Origin of the sequence: Achromobacter sp. ESBL13, from assembly GCF_036668755.1 — a bacterium.
GTDB lineage: Bacteria > Pseudomonadota > Gammaproteobacteria > Burkholderiales > Burkholderiaceae_B > Achromobacter.
Genome location: NZ_JAZEVT010000001.1, coordinates 1,887,483 through 1,904,015, shown reverse-complemented (window position 1 = coordinate 1,904,015; position 16,533 = coordinate 1,887,483). Strand labels below are relative to the sequence as shown.

Below are 16,533 nucleotides of genomic sequence, written 5' to 3'. Positions count from 1 at the left end.
GCGTTCCCCGTCTGGCCGTTGTGTGCTTGATCCATATCAACGCCGACTTGTGTGCCTAGTCCCATCATTCAAGCCTGGAGCTATTTGTTACTTTAGGGGAAGGGTGATGAACGATTGCCCCGCAATCGCAAGCAAGGCCGATACCTTCAACTACAAGATCGTGAGGCAGTTCGCGCTCATGACGGTGGTTTGGGGCATAGTCGGCATGGCTGTGGGCGTATTTATCGCCGCGCAGCTGATTTGGCCGCAGTTGAATTTCGACACCGCATGGCTCAGCTACGGCCGCCTGCGCCCGCTGCACACCAACGCGGTGATCTTCGCCTTTGGCGGCAGCGCACTGTTCACGACGTCGTACTACGTTGTCCAGCGCACCTGTCAGGCGCGCTTGTTCTGCGACAAGCTGGCCGCCTTCACGTTCTGGGGCTGGCAGATCGTCATCGTCGCCGCCGCGATCACCTTGCCGATGGGGTTCACCAGCAGCAAGGAATACGCCGAACTGGAATGGCCCATCGACATCCTGATCACCTTGGTCTGGGTGGCCTACGCCATCGTGTTCTTCGGCACCATCATCAAGCGCCGGTCCAAGCACATCTACGTGGCCAACTGGTTCTTCGGCTCGTACATCCTGACCATCGCCATCCTGCATATCTTCAACAACATCGAAATGCCGGTGTCGATGTGGAAGTCGTACTCGGCGTACGCCGGCGTGCAGGACGCCATGGTGCAGTGGTGGTACGGCCATAACGCGGTGGGCTTTTTCCTGACCACCAGCTTCCTGGGCATGATGTATTACTTCGTGCCCAAGCAGGCCGGCCGCCCGATCTATTCCTATCGCCTGTCCATCGTCCACTTCTGGGCGCTGGCGTTCACGTACATGTGGGCGGGTCCGCACCACTTGCTGTACACGTCGCTGCCTGACTGGACGCAATCGCTGGGCATGACGTTTTCGCTGATCCTGCTGGCGCCGTCATGGGGCGGGATGATCAACGGCATCATGACGCTGCAAGGCGCCTGGTACAAGCTGCGCACCGACCCGATCCTGAAGTTCATGGTCACCGCGCTGTCGTTCTACGGCATGTCCACGTTTGAAGGGTCGATGATGTCGATCCGCACCGTCAACGCGCTGTCGCACTACACGGACTGGACCATCGGCCACGTGCACTCGGGCGCGCTGGGCTGGGTGGCGATGATTTCCTTCGGCTCGCTCTACTACCTGATCCCGCGCCTGTACGGCCGCGAAAAGATGTACAGCGTGAAAGCCATCGAACTGCACTTCTGGATCGCCACCATCGGCGTGGTGCTGTACATCGCCGCGATGTGGATCGCCGGAGTGCAGCAGGGCCTGATGTGGCGCGACACGGCCTCCGACGGCACGCTGGTCTACAGCTTTGTCGAAGAGCTGAAGACGCGGGTTCCGTACTACCTGATCCGCTTGCTGGGTGGCACGTTGTTCCTGTCGGGGGTGTTCGTGATGGCCTGGAACGTGTGGAAGACGGTGCGCGGCGCGCAGCCGGTCAACCCCGCCATTCCGCTTGACGACCCCCATGCCGCTCGCCCGTCGGTCGCCGCTCCCGCCGCGCCCGCCGTGCCGGCCACTGTTTGACGAGGACATCATGGCCAACAAAAAAACTGGCTTCTTTTCTCACCAGACGCTTGAGAAGAACATCGGCTGGATGATCATCGCCAGCATCCTGGTGGTGTCCTTCGCGGGCCTGGTGCAGATCATTCCGCTGTTCTTTCAGCACAGCACGACGCAGCCGGTGGCGGGCGTTGAACCCTACAGCCCGCTGCGCCTGATGGGCCGCGACGTGTACATCCGTGAAGGCTGCGTGGGCTGCCACTCGCAACAAGTGCGCGTGCTGGCCGCCGAGGTGCAGCGCTACGGTTCGTATTCGACGGCCGCCGAATCGGTCTTCGATCACCCGTTCCTGTGGGGCTCCAAGCGTACCGGCCCCGACCTGGCGCGCGTGGGCGAACGCTACTCCGATGACTGGCACCGCATCCACTTGCGCGACCCGCGCAAGGTGGTGCCGGAATCGAACATGCCCGCGTATCCGTGGCTGCAAAAGACAGTGATCACGGGCCAGAACGTATCCGAACGCATGCTTGCCCTGCGTAAGCTGGGGGTGCCTTACACGGACGAGCAGATCGCCGGCGCGCCCAAGGCCATCGAGGGCAAGACGGAAGAAGACGCGCTGGTCGATTACCTGCAAAGCCTGGGCGTGGGCGTGCGCCGCGCCAAGCAGGCCGAAGAGGCCAAGGCGGCCGAAGCGGCCAGGAAGGCGGCCGCGCCCGCTGCGCAGCTAGCCGTGCAACCTTCCGCGCCGTCCGCCGTACAACCCGCCGCGCAAGCGGCCACGGGAGGCTGATCGTGGTGGCCTATCTGAGCGCAATCATTACCGCCATTTCCATGGCGACCTTTTTCGGCATCGTCTGGTGGGCCTGCTCGCGCGGGCGCCAGAGCGCCAACCGCGAATCGGCCCTGTTGCCGTTCGCACTGCCCGATGAATTCGGACAGGCACAACAAGATGGAGCGAATCGGTCATGAGCGATTTCGTCAATGGCTTCTGGGGCATTTTCATTTCGGTCGTTGCCGTGGGCGGCGTGGTCTGGTGCGTGTGGCTGCTGTACACGCAGCGCCGCTGGCTGGGCGCCAAGCCGGCCGCCGGGCAGGTGGAAGACACCGGCCACGTCTGGGACGGCGACCTGACCGAGCTGAACAATCCCGTTCCCACGTGGTGGACGTGGATGTACCTGCTGGCGTGCCTGTTCGCGCTGGGCTATCTGTTCTTCATGCCGGGCCTGGGTTCGTACAAGGGCCAGCTGGGCTACAGCAGCACCGAGGAAGTGGCGCGCCAGCAGGCCAAGATGGCCGAGGCCGTGCGCCCCATCTACGCGCGTTTCGAAACGATGACCGTGCCGCAGATCGCGCAGGACACGGGCGCCCGTGAAATCGGCCAGCGCCTGTTCCTGAACAACTGCGCGCAATGCCATGGCTCGGACGCCAAGGGCGGCCCCAGCTTTCCCAACCTGACTGACGGTGATTGGCTGCACGGTGGATCGCCCGAAACCATCATGAAGACCATCAAGGAAGGGCGCCATGGCGTGATGCCGCCGTGGAAGGCTGCCATCGATGCGAAGACGGCCGGCGACATCGCGCAGTACGTGCGGTCCTTGTCGGGGCTGACAGCGGACCCGGTGCGGGTGTTTCGCGGCAAGCGCGAGTTCGGCAACTTCTGCGTCGCCTGTCACGGTGTGGACGGCAAGGGCAACCAGCTGGTGGGCGCGCCCAACCTGACGGACGACGTGTGGCTGTACGGCTCGTCGGAAGCGTCCATCGTCAAGACCATCCTGGACGGCCGCGACAACCGCATGCCGGCGCACGAACACATCCTGAACCCCGAGCAGATCAAGGTGTTGACGGCGTGGGTGTGGGGCTTGTCGAACAAGCCGGAAGCGGGCGCGCAGGCGGCGGTCGATACCGCGGCGGTCGGCACCGCGGCGGTCGGCACCGCGGCGGTCGGCGGCACCACGGCGGTCAAGTAACGCGGCCGGCGGCGCATAGGTGAAGGGACGCCCGGCGGCCCTTCACGTCATTGGACTTACAGTACGGAGCAGCATATGGATGAAGGGTCAACCGCAAGCGTCGGCACGCAGCCTGGCGGCGACCCGCCGCCCTGGCGCCCGCACACGCGTCCGCCTCGTCCCGGGGCCGAAACCCTGGAGCAGACGCTGGCGGGCGTGCGCAGCAAGATCTATCCGCGATCCGTCAGCGGCAACTTTGCCCGCTGGCGCATCGCGTTTGTGTTCATCACGCAGCTGATCTTCTACGGCTTGCCCTGGCTGCAATGGAACGGGCGCCAAGCCGTGCTGTTCGATCTGGGCGCGCGCAAGTTCTATCTGTTCGGCCTGGTGTTGTGGCCGCAAGACGTCGTGTACCTGGCCGTGCTGCTGGTCATCTCGGCGCTGGCGCTGTTCCTGTTCACCGCCGTCGCGGGCCGGCTGTTCTGCGGCTATGCCTGTCCGCAAACCGTCTACACCGAAATCTTCATGTGGATCGAGCGCAAGGTCGAAGGCGACCGCATCGCGCGCATCCGCCTTGATGAAGCGCCGTGGAGCCTGCACAAGGCACGCGTGAAAATCACCAAGCACGTGCTGTGGATCGCACTGGCCTGGTGGACGGGATCGACCTTCATCGGCTATTTCGCGCCGATCCGCGAACTGGGCCACGAACTGTTCACGCTGCAACTGGGCCCCTGGCAATGGTTCTGGATGTTGTTCTATGGCTTTGCCACCTGGGGCAACGCCGGCTTCATGCGCGAATCCGTCTGCAAGTACATGTGCCCCTACGCCCGCTTCCAAAGCGTCATGGTGGACCCGGACACGTTTGTCGTCACTTACGACAAGCGCCGGGGCGACCCGCGTGGCGGGCGCTCGCGCAAGGTCGACCACAAGGCGGCCGGCCTGGGCGACTGCGTTGATTGCAGCCTGTGCGTGCAAGTGTGCCCCACCGGCATCGACATTCGCGACGGCCTGCAATACATGTGCATCGGCTGCGGCGCCTGTATCGACGCCTGCGAGCAGGTCATGGACAAGATGCAGTACGAACCCGGCCTGATCCGCTATACGTCAGACCGCGCCATGCAGGACGGTCTTAGCGCCAAAAGCGCGCGCTCGCATCTGCTGCGCCCACGCGTACTGATCTACGGCACGCTGATCCTGATACTGGCCGTGGCCTTTGTGGCGTCGCTGGCCATGCGCAACCCCTTGCGCGTGGACGTCATTCGTGACCGGGGCGCGTTGGGCCGCGAAGTGGCCGGCGGGCAGATTGAAAACGTCTACCGCCTGCAAATCATCAACACGTCGGACACCGCCATGCGGCTGCGGCTGTCGGCGGACGGCATGCCGGGCCTGCAAGTCATGGCCGGGCGCCAGGGGTCGGACATGGTTGACGTTGAGCCGGCCGCCAACAAGCTGGTGCCCATGGTGATCCGCGCGCCCGCCGGCGTAGAGCCGGGCGCCCATCCCATCACGCTGCGCGCGCGTGGCCACGACGGCGAAAACCGGTCCATCGAGACCGACGAAGCCGCCAGTTTCTACGTACCCGATTAAGCCCGATTCGCCCGCTTCAAGGACTTTCCATGACAACCGCCTTAACCCTGCCCACGCCCAAGCCCTGGTATCGCGAGCCCTGGCCGTGGATCCTGATGGCCGGCCCGTTCGCGGCCATGATCGGATGCTTCATCACCATCTACTTTGCCTACAGCAACTTCACCCACGAGCCTATCCAGGACGGCGTGGTCAAGCGCGGCCTGGTGATCGAACAGGTCGCACCCCGGGCAAGCGAGGGCGCACGCGCCGCGCAAGCCAACCCTTAAGCAGGGAGAGCACAGATGGGCCTGCGTTCATTGATGTGGATTTTGTGGCCGTCGTTCCTGGCGGCGGCGATGGGCAGCGCGTTGATCTTCGCGCTGATCGACCCGCTGGACGTGGCCATCTTCGGGCACGTGCCCACCGGCCGCGTGGGCTTTTATACAGTGTCGTTCTTCGTGCTGTGGGTGATGGCAGGGCTATCCAGCCTGCTGACCGCCTACCTGATGCCCAAGCCGGTTGAAGACGACGACCTTTGACAGAACGCTGCCCCGCGCCGTGCGCGGGGCAGTGCGACAGGCGCAACCGGACGCTAGACCTTCTTCACGAATTCCGACTTCAGGCTCATCTGGCCAAAGCCATCGATCTTGCAATCGATGTCGTGGTCGCTATCGACCAGGCGGATGCCCTTGACCTTGGTGCCCATCTTGACCACGCCGCCCGAGCCCTTGAGCTTCAGGTCCTTGATGACGGTGATGGTGTCGCCGTCTTGCAGCACGTTGCCGGCGGAATCGCGGTAGACGCGGGCTTCGTCGGCGGCGGCGGTGTCATCGCCAGCCGCAGAGGACCATTCATGCGCGCACTCCGGGCAGATGTAGTTGCCGCCGTCTTCGTAGGTGTATTCGGATTGGCATTCAGGACAGGCGGGCAGGGCGCTCACGGAGAAAACCTCGGACAAAAACGCGCGCGTGGCGCAATCGGCGATTGTACTTCCCTGGAAGGGCGGAATTCGCCTAACACGCGGGCATCATCGTTGAATATCGTGCAGCAGGTCCACAAAATGCTGGCCCGCCGCGCTTAATGGGCGGTCACGCGGGACGATGCTGCCGAACTCGGTCAGCGACTGGCGGATCTGGTAGGGCAGAATGGCCAGCAACCCGTGCGCCGCATACCGGCTGGCCACCGATTCCGGAATCACGCCCAGCATGTGCGACTTCATCGCCAGGTTGGTGGTGGTCAAAATGGACGCGGACTCGATCAGCCCAGGCGGCGTCGCCACGTTATGCGAGCGGAATTCCTGCTCGATCACGTCGCGCATCGGGCTGCCGTGCGGCTGCAAGATCCAGGGATACGCCAGCATGGCGTCAAAGGCCAGGCGCTTTTGCGCGGCCAGCGGATGATCCACCGCCGCGATCACCGACAGCGCCTCGTCGCCGATAGGCCGGAACACGTAGTTGCGGTCCGATAGGGTCAGCATGCGGCCGATCACCACATCCAGCTTGCCTTCGTTCAGCTGCGCGATCAGCAGGTCGCTGGTGCCCGTGGCAATTTCCACGGCCAGCAGCGGATAGGTCTGCTTCAGGCGCAGCAAGGCATCGGTCAGATGGCCCGGCGAGGCCGCCATGATGCTGCCGATGAAAAGCTTGCCCGCGCTGCCCAACCGCAATTCGTCCAGCTCGCGCGCTAGCGACGACATGGTGCCGCGCATGCCGCGAAAGTAACCCATCACGCATACGCCGGCGGGCGTCAGCGCCAGCCCGCGACCCACTCGTTCAAACAGAGGCTGCCCCAGCGCCAATTCCAGTTCGTGCAGCATTTTGCTGGCGGCCGACTGCGTCATGTTCAGCTGCGCCGCCGCCGCGCGCAGCGTGCCGCGTTCGTCGATAGCCAGCAGCAGAACGATCTGCCGCATCCGCAGCCGTGACAGCAGGGCGGGGACATTCAAGTTGCGTTCCATGATTGATCGCCTGAGGTGAACGGTTGGTGCAAAAGTTTCATTTTACGGAAACAGGCGTTGTTTCTAAGATGACTGCACAACAACTCGCCCATGCGGCGAAGAAACAGCAAGGAGACAACCATGAAGATCCGCCTATTGGGGGCGATGGCCGCAATGGCCGCCGGTGCGCTGTGCCTGTCGGCATCGGCGTCTGCCCAGACGCCGCGCGCCGACTGGCCGGCCAAGCCGCTGCGCCTGCTGGTGGGCTCCGCTCCCGGCGGTGGCACGGACGCCATGGCGCGCGCCGTGGCCGACCGCTTGGGGCCCATGCTGGGCCAGACCGTCGTCGTCGAAAACAAGCCCGGCGCATCCAACACGCTGGCCGCCGATCTGGCTTCCAAGTCCGCCGACAACCACACGATGGTGATGGGCGTGTCCACCGCCCACGCCATTGCCCCGCATCTGCTGAAGCTGGCCTACGACAACGACCGCGACCTGACGCCCGTGGTCTTCGTGGGCGCGGTGCCGAACGTCCTGGTGGTCAACAACCAGGTGCCGGCAGACTCGGTGCAGGCGTTGATTGCGCTGCTGAAGCGTCGCCCGGGCGAATTGAACTTTGCCAGCAGCGGCTCGGGCAGCACGCAGCACATTGCGGCCGAGCTGTTCAAGGACGCCACGGGCGTGCAGATGACGCACATTCCGTATCGCGGCAGCGGGCCGGCCATGGTGGACCTGATGGGCGGACAGGTGCAGATCGCTTTCGAAACCGCGTCGTCGGTCATCCCTCATATCAAGAGCGGCAAGGTGCGCGCGCTGGCCGTGCTGAGCGCGCGGCGCAACCCGCAGCTCCCCGACGTGCCGACGATGGCCGAAGCCGGCGTGCCCGGCGTCGAAATGAGCGCCTGGTACGGCATCTACATGCCCACCGCCACGCCGGCGGCCATCCAGACACGCATCCACGACGACGTGAACCGCATTTTGGCCATGCCCGAAACACAGGCCCGGCTGTTGGCGATTGGCGCGGACATCACCCCGATGAGCCAGGCGCAGTTCGCGCAGTTCCACAACGCCGAAAACCAGCGCTACGCCGGCATCATCAAAAAGAACCACATTTCTGTGGAGTGAGGCTTGTATGCACGCGCAGCAAAGGATCGATATGCAGCAAAAACCCGTGGTGGCCTTGACGCTGGGTGACCCGGCCGGCATCGGCGCCGAACTGATCGCGCGCTTGCTGGCGCAAGCCGAGGCCTGCCAACGCGCCAACATCGTGCTGGTGGGCGATGCCTGGTTGTGGCGCGAAGGCCTGCGCGTGGCCGGCGTGGACGTGCCCACCGAAGCGGTGACCAGCGTGGCGGCAGTGCGGACCCGCGCCGACACAAGCCGGCCCGCGTGGCTGGCCATGGACACCGTGCGCCCCGAGCAGGTGACGGTGGGGCAGGCCGGTGCGGCGGGCGGCGCGTCGGTATTGCGCGTGCTGAACGCCTGCATGGACGCGGCGCGCGACGGGCATATCGACGCCATCTGCTTTGCGCCCTTGAACAAGTTCGCCATGAAGCAGGGCGGCTTGAAGCACGACGACGAACTGCATCACTTTGCGCAGTACCTGGGCGTGACCGGCACCTTCTGTGAATTCAATACGTTGGGCGACTTGTGGACGTCGCGCGTGTCGTCGCACATTCCGTTAAAGGACGCCGCCGCCGCGTTAAGCGTGGACCGCATCAAGGCCGCAACGCGCCTGATCTACCGGTCGTTGCAGGCCAACGGCATCGCCCAGCCGCGCGTGGCGGTCGCGGCGTTCAACCCCCACGGCGGCGACGGCGGCACGTGCGGGCGCGAAGAAATCGACATCATCGAACCCGCCGTGCGGCAGCTGAACCAGGAAGGCCTGCCCATTGCCGGACCGTTTCCCGCCGACACGATTTTCCTGAAGGCGCAGGCGGGCGAGTTCCAGGCGATTGTCACGATGTACCACGACCAGGGGCAGATCGCGATCAAGCTGCTGGGATTTTCGCGCGGGGTCACCGTGCAGGGTGGCCTGCCCATTCCCATCACCACGCCCGCGCACGGCACCGCGTACGACATCGCCGGCCAGGGCCGCGCCAACGTGGACGCCACCTGGCAGGCATTTTTGATTGCGTGCCGCATGGGCGCGTCCATGGGCGCGTCGCACCGAGCTTCTCTAGTTTGAACAGGAACACACCATGAAAATCAAATCCGTCCGCGCCCGCGTTTTCGAATGGACCGGCAAGACCGTGCCGCCGCAAGGCAACTTCTGCTCTAACGCCATGGACCTGGTGCCATCGCGCGAAGAAACCATGAGCACCTTCCGCTTTCACGGCTGGACAGTGGTGGAAGTGGAAACGGACGATGGCATCGTCGGGCTGGGCAACGTGGCGCTGGCGCCGCGCGTGGCCAAGGCCATCATCGACCAGTACCTGGCGCCGCTGGTGGTGGGACAAGACCCCTGGGACTATGAATTTCTGTGGCAGCGCATGTACCGCGCCACGCACGCGTGGGGTCGCAAGGGCGTGACGATGGCGGCGATTTCGGGCGTGGACCTGGCCATCTGGGACATCCTGGGCAAGTCCGTGGGCAAGCCCGTGTTCAAGCTGCTGGGCGGGCGTACCAAGGAGAAGATTCCGGTCTATTACTCCAAGCTGTACCGCACCGATCTGAAAGCGATGCAAGACGAAGCGCAGACCTATCTGGACCAGGGGTTCACAGCCTTCAAGATGCGTTTTGGCTACGGCCCGGCGCACTTGCAAAAGGGCGTGGTTGAAAACCTGAAGTCGGTTCAAGCCATTCGTGAAGTGATTGGCTACGACACCGACCTGATGCTGGAATGCTATATGGGCTGGACGCTGGAATACGCCAAGCGCATCCTGCCCAAGCTTGAAAAATTCGAACCGCGCTGGCTGGAAGAGCCCGTCATTGCCGACGATATCGACGGCTACGCCGAACTGAATCGGCTGAGCTCAATTCCGATCTCGGGCGGTGAGCACGAATTTTCGCTGTACGGATTCAAGCAGTTGCTGGACAGGAAGGCGGTGTCGGTGGTGCAGTACGACACCAACCGCGTGGGCGGCATCACGGCGGCGCACAAGATCAATGCGCTGTGCGAAGCGTATAGCGTGCCGGTCATTCCGCACGCCGGCCAGATGCACAACTATCACCTGACGATGAGCACGCTGGCCTCGCCCATGAGCGAGTACTTCCCGATGTTTGATGTGGAAGTCGGCAATGAACTGTTCTACTACATCTTCGACGGCGAGCCCGTCGCCAAGGAAGGCTTCATCGACCTGGACGACAACAAGCCGGGCCTGGGGCTGACCTTGAAAACCGAATACCTCAACGATTTCAACATCATCGAGTAGGCCGCCATGACTCCGACATTCCAGGCGCCGCGCTATCGCGGCATCTTCCCGGTAGTCCCCACCACGTTCACGGAATCGGGTGAGCTGGACTTGCCCAGCCAGAAGCGCGCGGTGGATTTCATGATCGATTCCGGCGTGGACGGCCTGTGCATCCTGGCCAATTTCTCGGAGCAGTTCGTGTTGTCGGACGACGAACGCGAGGTGCTGACACGAACCCTGCTTGAACACGTGGCGGGCCGCGTGCCGGTGATCGTCACAACCACACACTTCGGCTCGCGCGTGTGCGCGGCGCGCAGCCGCCGGGCGCAAGAGCAGGGCGCGGCCATGCTGATGATCATGCCGCCGTATCACGGCGCCACGATCCGGGTGCCCGAGGCGCAAATCGAAGGGTTTTTCCAGCAGGTGTCCGACGCGGTGGACATACCCATCATGATCCAGGACGCGCCGGTCGCGGGCACACCGCTGTCCGCCGCGCTGCTGGCCAGGATGGCGCGGGAAATCGAACAGGTGTCGTACTTCAAGATCGAAACGGCGGGCGCGGCCTCGAAGCTGCGCGACCTGATTGCGCTGGGCGGCGCGGCGGTGGAAGGCCCCTGGGATGGCGAAGAAGCCATCACGCTGCTGCCGGACCTGGACGCGGGCGCCACGGGCTCGATGACGGGCGGCGGCTTTGCCGACGGCATCCGCCCCATCATCGAGGCGCACCGGGATGGCCGGCGGGACGAGGCCTACCGGCTGTACGAGCGCTGGCTGCCGCTGATCAACTACGAAAACCGCCAGGGCGGCATCCTGACGGCCAAGGCGCTGATGAAGGCGGGCGGGGTGATCGATTGCGACGCGCCCCGGCATCCCTTCCCACCCATGCGCGACGAAGTGCGCCAGGGCCTGCTGGAAACAGCGCGTCGGCTGGAGCCGCTGGTGTTGCGCTGGGGGCGCTAGGGCCAGGCTTGGGAAGGCGGCAGGGCCGGCCGCGCGGTCATCGCGCGCGGCGGCGGGCACTGCCCGTTGCCGCCGGCCAAACACAGCGTTCCACCACGTCGACCAAGCGGCGCGGGGGTAACGAGTAAAATCCCCGGCTATCGATCACGTTGGGGGCTCGTGTGCAGCCGGTTATATCAGTTCAAGGTTTATCCAAGCGATACGCCTCGGGATTCCAGGCGCTCAAGGGCGTCAACCTGGAAATCCAGCGCGGCGAGATCTTCGCCTTGCTCGGGCCTAACGGCGCGGGCAAGACGACGCTGATCAGCATCATCTGTGGCATCGTCAACCCGTCCGACGGGCGGGTGCTGGCCGATGGCCATGACATCGTGTCGGACTTTCGCGCCGCGCGATCCAAGATCGGGCTGGTGCCCCAGGAAATTTCCACCGACGCGTTTGAAAGCGTCTGGAACACGGTCACCTTCAGCCGGGGTCTGTTCGGCAAGCCGGCCAACCCGGCCTATATCGAAAAGGTATTGCGCGACCTGTCGCTGTGGGACAAGAAGGACAGCCGCATCATGGCCTTGTCCGGCGGCATGAAGCGCCGCGTGATGATCGCCAAGGCCTTGTCGCACGAGCCGGCCATCCTGTTCCTGGACGAGCCCACGGCGGGCGTGGACGTGGAGCTGCGCCGTGGCATGTGGGAAATGGTGCGGCGGCTGCGTGAAAGCGGCGTGACCATCATTCTGACCACGCACTACATCGAAGAAGCCCAGGAAATGGCCGACCGCATCGGCGTGATCCGCAAGGGCGAGATCATTCTGGTGGAAGAAAAGAACGCGCTGATGGCCAAGCTGGGCAAACGCCAGCTGACGCTGACGTTGACGGCGCCGCTGCCGGGCATCCCGACGGCGCTGGACGCCTATCAGCTGGACCTGTCCGCCGATGGCTATCAACTGGTCTACACCTACGACAACCAGGGCGGCGGGCAGATTTCGCAGCTGCTGCAGGACCTGAGCCGGCTCCAGATTGAATTCACCGACCTGAATTCATCGGAAAGCTCGCTTGAGGATATCTTTGTCAGCCTGGTACACGGTCAATCATGAACTTCTACGCCATTCGCGCTATCTACCTGTTTGAAATGGCCCGCGCCTGGCGCACGCTGATGCAAAGCGTGCTGTCGCCCGTGATCTCGACATCGCTGTATTTCGTGGTGTTCGGGTCGGCCATCGGTTCGCACATGGTCGAGATCGACGGGGTCAGCTACGGCGCCTTCATCGTGCCGGGCATGATCATGCTGTCGCTCTTGACGCAAAGCATCGCCAACGCGTCCTTCGGCATCTATATGCCGCGCTTTTCCGGCACCATCTACGAAATTCATTCGGCGCCCATCTCGTACGTGGAAATCGTCATGGGGTACGTGGGGGCGGCCGCCAGCAAATCCATCATCCTGGGCCTGATCATGCTGGCCACGGCGCGCCTGTTCGTGGCGTTCGACATCGCGCACCCCATCTGGATGCTGGGCTTTCTGGTGTTGACGGCAGTGACGTTCAGCCTGTTCGGCTTCATCATCGGCGTGTGGGCCGATGGGTTCGAAAAGCTGCAAATCATTCCGCTGATGATCATCACGCCGCTGACGTTCCTGGGCGGTACCTTTTATTCCATCAAGATGCTGCCGCCGTTCTGGCAGACGGCCACGTTGTTCAACCCGGTGGTCTATCTGGTCAGCGGCTTTCGCTGGGCGTTCTACGGCGTGTCCGACGTCAGCGTCGGCGTCAGCGTGGGCATGACGCTGGTGTTCCTGCTGGCCTGCCTGATCGGCGTGCGTTGGATCTTCAAGACGGGCTATCGATTGAAGACGTGATCGAATGGTCGGGGATCATCGTGGCCGGCAGATGCCGGCCCGACCGTCCCGACCGATCAGCCGGCCCGATCAGCCGGCCCGATCAGCCGGCGACGGCCGGCGCACGGCGCGCCAGGCCATCGAAGGCGTCCAGCAACCGCTCGCGCCAGGCGTACACCGGGTCATCGGCCTCCAGCAGCACCAGCGCGCTGGTGCAGCGTGCCCACATGAACATCCCGAACACCGCATAGTCGGCATAGCCGTGCTGCTCGCCGGACAGAAAAGGTTGCCGGCCCAAAGTGTGGCGCAAGGGCAGCAGCGCTGCCCGCAGCGCGCCGATCTGCCCGTCGTATCCCGCCGGCAGGTCTTCCAGACGGCCAAAGCGCTTTTCACGCGAGGCGCGGAAATAGTCCTTGTCTTTCTCGTGGATCAGCCCGTGGATGGCCGGCAGCAGCAAGCGCGCCAGCACGGGCACCAAGGTGGTGTCGGCCCAGGAATTCGCGAACAGGCTGACCGCGCGGCCGCCCGCGCCGTTGAACAGCGAGGGCCGCTCGGGGAAGGTGTCTTCCAGATAGCACGCAATGCGCCATGAATCGCTGACCACGCGGTCACCATGCACCAGCACGGGCACCAGCTTCTGGCCGGAAAAATCGATGGCTTCCTTTTCGGTGAAACGCCAGGGCACGGTCTTGGCCGTCAGCCCTTTGTGCGCCAGCGCCATGTGCGTTTTCCAGCAGTGCGGGCTGAAGCGCAGCGACTCGTCCGCGCCAGCCAGGTCATACAGGGTGATTTCCGGGGTCAAGATGCCGTGCTCCTTGCAGAGGGGGTCGAATGCAAACCGGCTGCCAGGATACTGCTTTGCGCGCGTGAAGGGACGCCCGCCGCGGGACGCGGCTGACGGTGCGCGCCAATGAAAAGCGCCACGCGCCCAGGGAACGCGTGGCGCAGGCCGGACAATCCCCGGTCCAGCCTTGCCCTACTTTGTTGGACTAGTCGGCTGCCTTACTTGGGCGCGCCTTTGCTCATGCTCATCACCCGCTGCTTGAGCTGCGGATTCTGCTGCACGGCCTGGCCGATCCCGTTGAATTCTTCCACCGTCAAGCCGTCGGCGCGTACCAGTTGCACCATCTTGGCGTCGGCTTCCTGCACGACCTTCTGCTTGGCGTCATCCGTTTTGGCGGCGTCGACCTTCGGGCGGTATTCGTCGACCACGCCCGACACCTTTTGCGATGCCGATGCAAAGCGCTGCAATTGCTGGTCGGTGGGTTGCGTAATGGCGGGGGCCATCTGCGGTTGCGCGGGCGGCTGGCTGGCGTTTTGGGCCATGGCCGCTGCACCGGACAGCGCCGTCGACAGGATGGCGGCGGATAGGAATGCGTATTTGGAACGCTGCATGAAACCTCCGTGTTCCGGTTAATGTCCGACCATGATGACGAGCGCAACCGCCATGGGACAAGTTTCGCGATGTGTTTTCCTGTGTCGGCAGGACACGAGGGCGGGCTGCCGGCCAGGAGGGCTGCCGGGGGAGCGCGCCGGAAACGTTTTGCGTGGTTTCGTAGTCGCTGCTGGCCGCGATGTTTCCGCAGGTATGCGGGCTTGGCGAACACGCCGCCGTTACATCAGCAGCATGGCCAGCATCACCAACACCAGCAACGCGATGTAGACGCGCGCATGCAGGCGGTCGGGCAAGCGCGGAATCAACGGCGCCGCCAATCGGATGCCCAGCAGCGCGCCCAGCGCCAGCACGGCGAAGGCCAGCAGGTCGACATAGCCGAGGATCCACGGCGCAAGCGGCGCGGGCAGATCGCGCGCCGCCGCCATGTAGGCCACGGTGCCGACAATGGCGACGGGTATCGTCAACGGGTTGGCCATGGCCGCCGCCTTGGCCATCGGCAGGCCGCGCCGACGCAGCAAGGGCACCGTCATCACGCTCCCGCCCACGCCCAGGAATGTGGCGACGACACCGATCACCACACCGCCGCCTACCATCACGCCCCGGCTCAACGGCACCGCGTCGGCGCCATCGGCTTGCGCCAAAAACCCCTGGCGCAACAGGCAGTCCAGAATCGTCGCCGCCAGATAGGCCACAAAGGCCCAGCGCACCAGCGTGCCGCTGGCGTGCGTGGCGGCCAGCGCACCCACCAGGGCGCCCACGGCGATATACGCCGCCAGAGGCCGGATATAGGCCCGAACGAGGTCGCCCGCGAGGTTACCCGCGCGCTGCTGGCGGCGGGTGGCGGCGATGGCGTTCACGACCATCACGCAGGTCGAGGTGGCCACTGCAATGTGCATGGCCGACGCGCCGATGGCGTCGTCCGCCCCGTGCGCGGCGGTCAACACGCCGTACAACACCGGCACCACGACAAAGCCGCCGCCAAAGCCGAACAGCACGGTGGTGACGCCGCTGGCGCAGCCAAAGAAAGCAAGGATCAGGTAGAGCATCGGACGGTCCCAAGAAGGAATGTCGTCACGATACGGAAGAGCGACGTGGCCGGCTTTCGTGCTTTGGACAATAATGTTTGCATTTCGGCCAAGCCGAGTGCCGGGGTGCACATTTCCCGGCCCGCACGGCCGCCCCGCACTTCCACCCTACGTCTCCCGCCATGCGCAATACGCACATTGATCAACACGATCACCTGGACCGCGCCGTGCTTGCCATTGGCAATGACTATCCGACCGGCCATGTGCTGCCCGCGCATTCGCACCGGCGCGCGCAACTGCTGTACGGGGCGACCGGAGTCATGCAGGTCTCTACGCGCGACGGCAACTGGGTGGTGCCGCCCCAGCGCGCGGTGTGGATCCCCGCCGGGGTGACGCATCAGGTACGCATGCTGGAGGTCAGCACGCGTAGCGCGTATATCGAGCCCGATGCGGCGCGGGCAGGGCGCAATGCCTGCGAGGTAATCGAGGTATCGCCGCTGCTGCGGCAGTTGTTGCTGGAAGCGGTGGACATGCCCGCCGCATATGCACCGGACGGGCGCGATGGCGCGCTGGCCGTCTTGCTGCTGCATGAAATCGACCGTGCGCCGGTGCTGCCGCTGCACATTCCGCTACCCCGCGACAAAAAGCTGGCGCCGCTGTGCCGCGCTTTTATCGCGGCGCCGGATGCGCGCACGCCGCCGGACGCATGGGCCGCGCGCCTGCACATGAGCCCGCGCACCTTCAGCCGCTATTTCCGCCGCCAAACGGGCATGACGTTTTCAGAATGGCGGCAACGCGCGTGCGTGGTGTTGGCGCTGGCAAGGCTGGCGGCGGGCGGCGCCGTTACCGCCATTGCACTGGACTTCGGCTACCAAAGCCCCGCGGCGTTTTCAACGATGTTCCGGCGCGTGCTGGGCCAATCGCCCACGGAATACTTGCGCGGCGGGTAG

Annotated in this window: 19 protein-coding genes; 14 read left to right on the top strand and 5 right to left on the bottom strand. The window is 64.3% G+C overall.

What is annotated here, in order from left to right; all coding sequences use genetic code 11:
* Nucleotides 1-106 precede the first annotated feature (106 nt).
* The 7 genes from ccoN to V6F88_RS08455 all read left to right on the top strand — a co-directional run bounded on the left by ccoN (nt 107) and on the right by V6F88_RS08455 (nt 5,630).
* Nucleotides 107-1,603 (top strand): cytochrome-c oxidase, cbb3-type subunit I, encoded by a 1,497-nt coding sequence (gene ccoN, locus V6F88_RS08485; RefSeq protein WP_046805401.1) that lies wholly within the window; start codon nt 107-109, stop codon nt 1,601-1,603.
* A 10-nt stretch (nt 1,604-1,613) separates the two neighbouring features.
* Nucleotides 1,614-2,369, top strand: a complete 756-nt coding sequence (gene ccoO, locus V6F88_RS08480) for a cytochrome-c oxidase, cbb3-type subunit II (RefSeq protein ID WP_332608841.1) — start codon at nt 1,614-1,616, stop codon at nt 2,367-2,369.
* A gap of 2 nt (nt 2,370-2,371) precedes the next feature.
* The gene (locus tag V6F88_RS08475; RefSeq protein WP_332608840.1) at nt 2,372-2,548 is read left to right on the top strand and encodes a cbb3-type cytochrome oxidase subunit 3; all 177 of its coding nucleotides are present in this window, start codon (nt 2,372-2,374) and stop codon (nt 2,546-2,548) included.
* Nucleotides 2,545-3,546 carry a cytochrome-c oxidase, cbb3-type subunit III gene (gene ccoP, locus V6F88_RS08470; RefSeq protein ID WP_332608839.1) on the top strand — a complete coding sequence of 334 codons (1,002 nt, stop codon included), beginning with the start codon at nt 2,545-2,547 and terminating at the stop codon, nt 3,544-3,546. Before V6F88_RS08475 ends, ccoP begins: the two co-directional genes overlap by 4 nt.
* Before the next feature lie 75 nt (nt 3,547-3,621).
* Nucleotides 3,622-5,112 (top strand): cytochrome c oxidase accessory protein CcoG, encoded by a 1,491-nt coding sequence (gene ccoG, locus V6F88_RS08465; RefSeq protein WP_332608838.1) that lies wholly within the window; start codon nt 3,622-3,624, stop codon nt 5,110-5,112.
* Between the two features lie 29 nt (nt 5,113-5,141).
* A complete protein-coding gene (locus tag V6F88_RS08460; protein ID WP_332608837.1) occupies nt 5,142-5,378 on the top strand; it encodes a FixH family protein in 237 nt (78 codons plus the stop codon).
* A 15-nt stretch (nt 5,379-5,393) separates the two neighbouring features.
* Nucleotides 5,394-5,630 (top strand): hypothetical protein, encoded by a 237-nt coding sequence (locus V6F88_RS08455; protein ID WP_332608836.1) that lies wholly within the window; start codon nt 5,394-5,396, stop codon nt 5,628-5,630.
* A 53-nt stretch (nt 5,631-5,683) separates the two neighbouring features.
* Here V6F88_RS08455 and V6F88_RS08450 read toward each other — a convergent pair whose 3' ends face one another.
* Both V6F88_RS08450 and V6F88_RS08445 read right to left on the bottom strand, forming a co-directional pair.
* Complete coding sequence (locus tag V6F88_RS08450) at nt 5,684-6,031, bottom strand: zinc ribbon domain-containing protein YjdM (protein WP_332608835.1); 348 nt, start codon at nt 6,029-6,031, stop codon at nt 5,684-5,686.
* Between the two features lie 87 nt (nt 6,032-6,118).
* Nucleotides 6,119-7,048: a LysR family transcriptional regulator gene (locus V6F88_RS08445; protein WP_332608834.1), complete on the bottom strand. Its 930-nt coding sequence runs from the start codon at nt 7,046-7,048 to the stop codon at nt 6,119-6,121.
* Nucleotides 7,049-7,168: 120 nt separating this feature from the next.
* Here V6F88_RS08445 and V6F88_RS08440 point away from each other — a divergent pair, with 120 nt between their 5' ends.
* The 6 genes from V6F88_RS08440 to V6F88_RS08415 all read left to right on the top strand — a co-directional run bounded on the left by V6F88_RS08440 (nt 7,169) and on the right by V6F88_RS08415 (nt 13,183).
* On the top strand, nt 7,169-8,152 hold the full coding sequence (locus V6F88_RS08440; RefSeq protein ID WP_332608833.1) for a Bug family tripartite tricarboxylate transporter substrate binding protein: 984 nt from the start codon (nt 7,169-7,171) through the stop codon (nt 8,150-8,152).
* Nucleotides 8,153-8,183: 31 nt separating this feature from the next.
* Entirely contained in the window at nt 8,184-9,215 is a 1,032-nt protein-coding gene (locus tag V6F88_RS08435; RefSeq protein WP_332608832.1) for a 4-hydroxythreonine-4-phosphate dehydrogenase PdxA, read from the top strand.
* Nucleotides 9,216-9,228: 13 nt separating this feature from the next.
* Complete coding sequence (locus V6F88_RS08430) at nt 9,229-10,401, top strand: L-rhamnonate dehydratase (protein ID WP_332608831.1); 1,173 nt, start codon at nt 9,229-9,231, stop codon at nt 10,399-10,401.
* Nucleotides 10,402-10,407: 6 nt separating this feature from the next.
* Nucleotides 10,408-11,340: a dihydrodipicolinate synthase family protein gene (locus tag V6F88_RS08425; protein ID WP_332608830.1), complete on the top strand. Its 933-nt coding sequence runs from the start codon at nt 10,408-10,410 to the stop codon at nt 11,338-11,340.
* Nucleotides 11,341-11,501: 161 nt separating this feature from the next.
* The gene (locus tag V6F88_RS08420; protein ID WP_046805390.1) at nt 11,502-12,425 is read left to right on the top strand and encodes an ABC transporter ATP-binding protein; all 924 of its coding nucleotides are present in this window, start codon (nt 11,502-11,504) and stop codon (nt 12,423-12,425) included.
* Nucleotides 12,422-13,183, top strand: a complete 762-nt coding sequence (locus tag V6F88_RS08415; RefSeq protein WP_332608829.1) for an ABC transporter permease — start codon at nt 12,422-12,424, stop codon at nt 13,181-13,183. The genes V6F88_RS08420 and V6F88_RS08415 overlap by 4 nt, the downstream gene beginning before the upstream one ends.
* Before the next feature lie 82 nt (nt 13,184-13,265).
* Here V6F88_RS08415 and V6F88_RS08410 read toward each other — a convergent pair whose 3' ends face one another.
* The 3 genes from V6F88_RS08410 to V6F88_RS08400 all read right to left on the bottom strand — a co-directional run bounded on the left by V6F88_RS08410 (nt 13,266) and on the right by V6F88_RS08400 (nt 15,604).
* Complete coding sequence (locus V6F88_RS08410; RefSeq protein WP_332608828.1) at nt 13,266-13,964, bottom strand: glutathione S-transferase family protein; 699 nt, start codon at nt 13,962-13,964, stop codon at nt 13,266-13,268.
* Between the two features lie 200 nt (nt 13,965-14,164).
* Nucleotides 14,165-14,557 carry a DUF4168 domain-containing protein gene (locus V6F88_RS08405; RefSeq protein WP_046805387.1) on the bottom strand — a complete coding sequence of 131 codons (393 nt, stop codon included), beginning with the start codon at nt 14,555-14,557 and terminating at the stop codon, nt 14,165-14,167.
* Nucleotides 14,558-14,776: 219 nt separating this feature from the next.
* Nucleotides 14,777-15,604: a sulfite exporter TauE/SafE family protein gene (locus V6F88_RS08400; RefSeq protein WP_332608827.1), complete on the bottom strand. Its 828-nt coding sequence runs from the start codon at nt 15,602-15,604 to the stop codon at nt 14,777-14,779.
* A 161-nt stretch (nt 15,605-15,765) separates the two neighbouring features.
* Between V6F88_RS08400 and V6F88_RS08395 the strand changes: the two genes are divergently transcribed.
* On the top strand, nt 15,766-16,533 hold the full coding sequence (locus V6F88_RS08395) for an AraC family transcriptional regulator (RefSeq protein WP_332608826.1): 768 nt from the start codon (nt 15,766-15,768) through the stop codon (nt 16,531-16,533).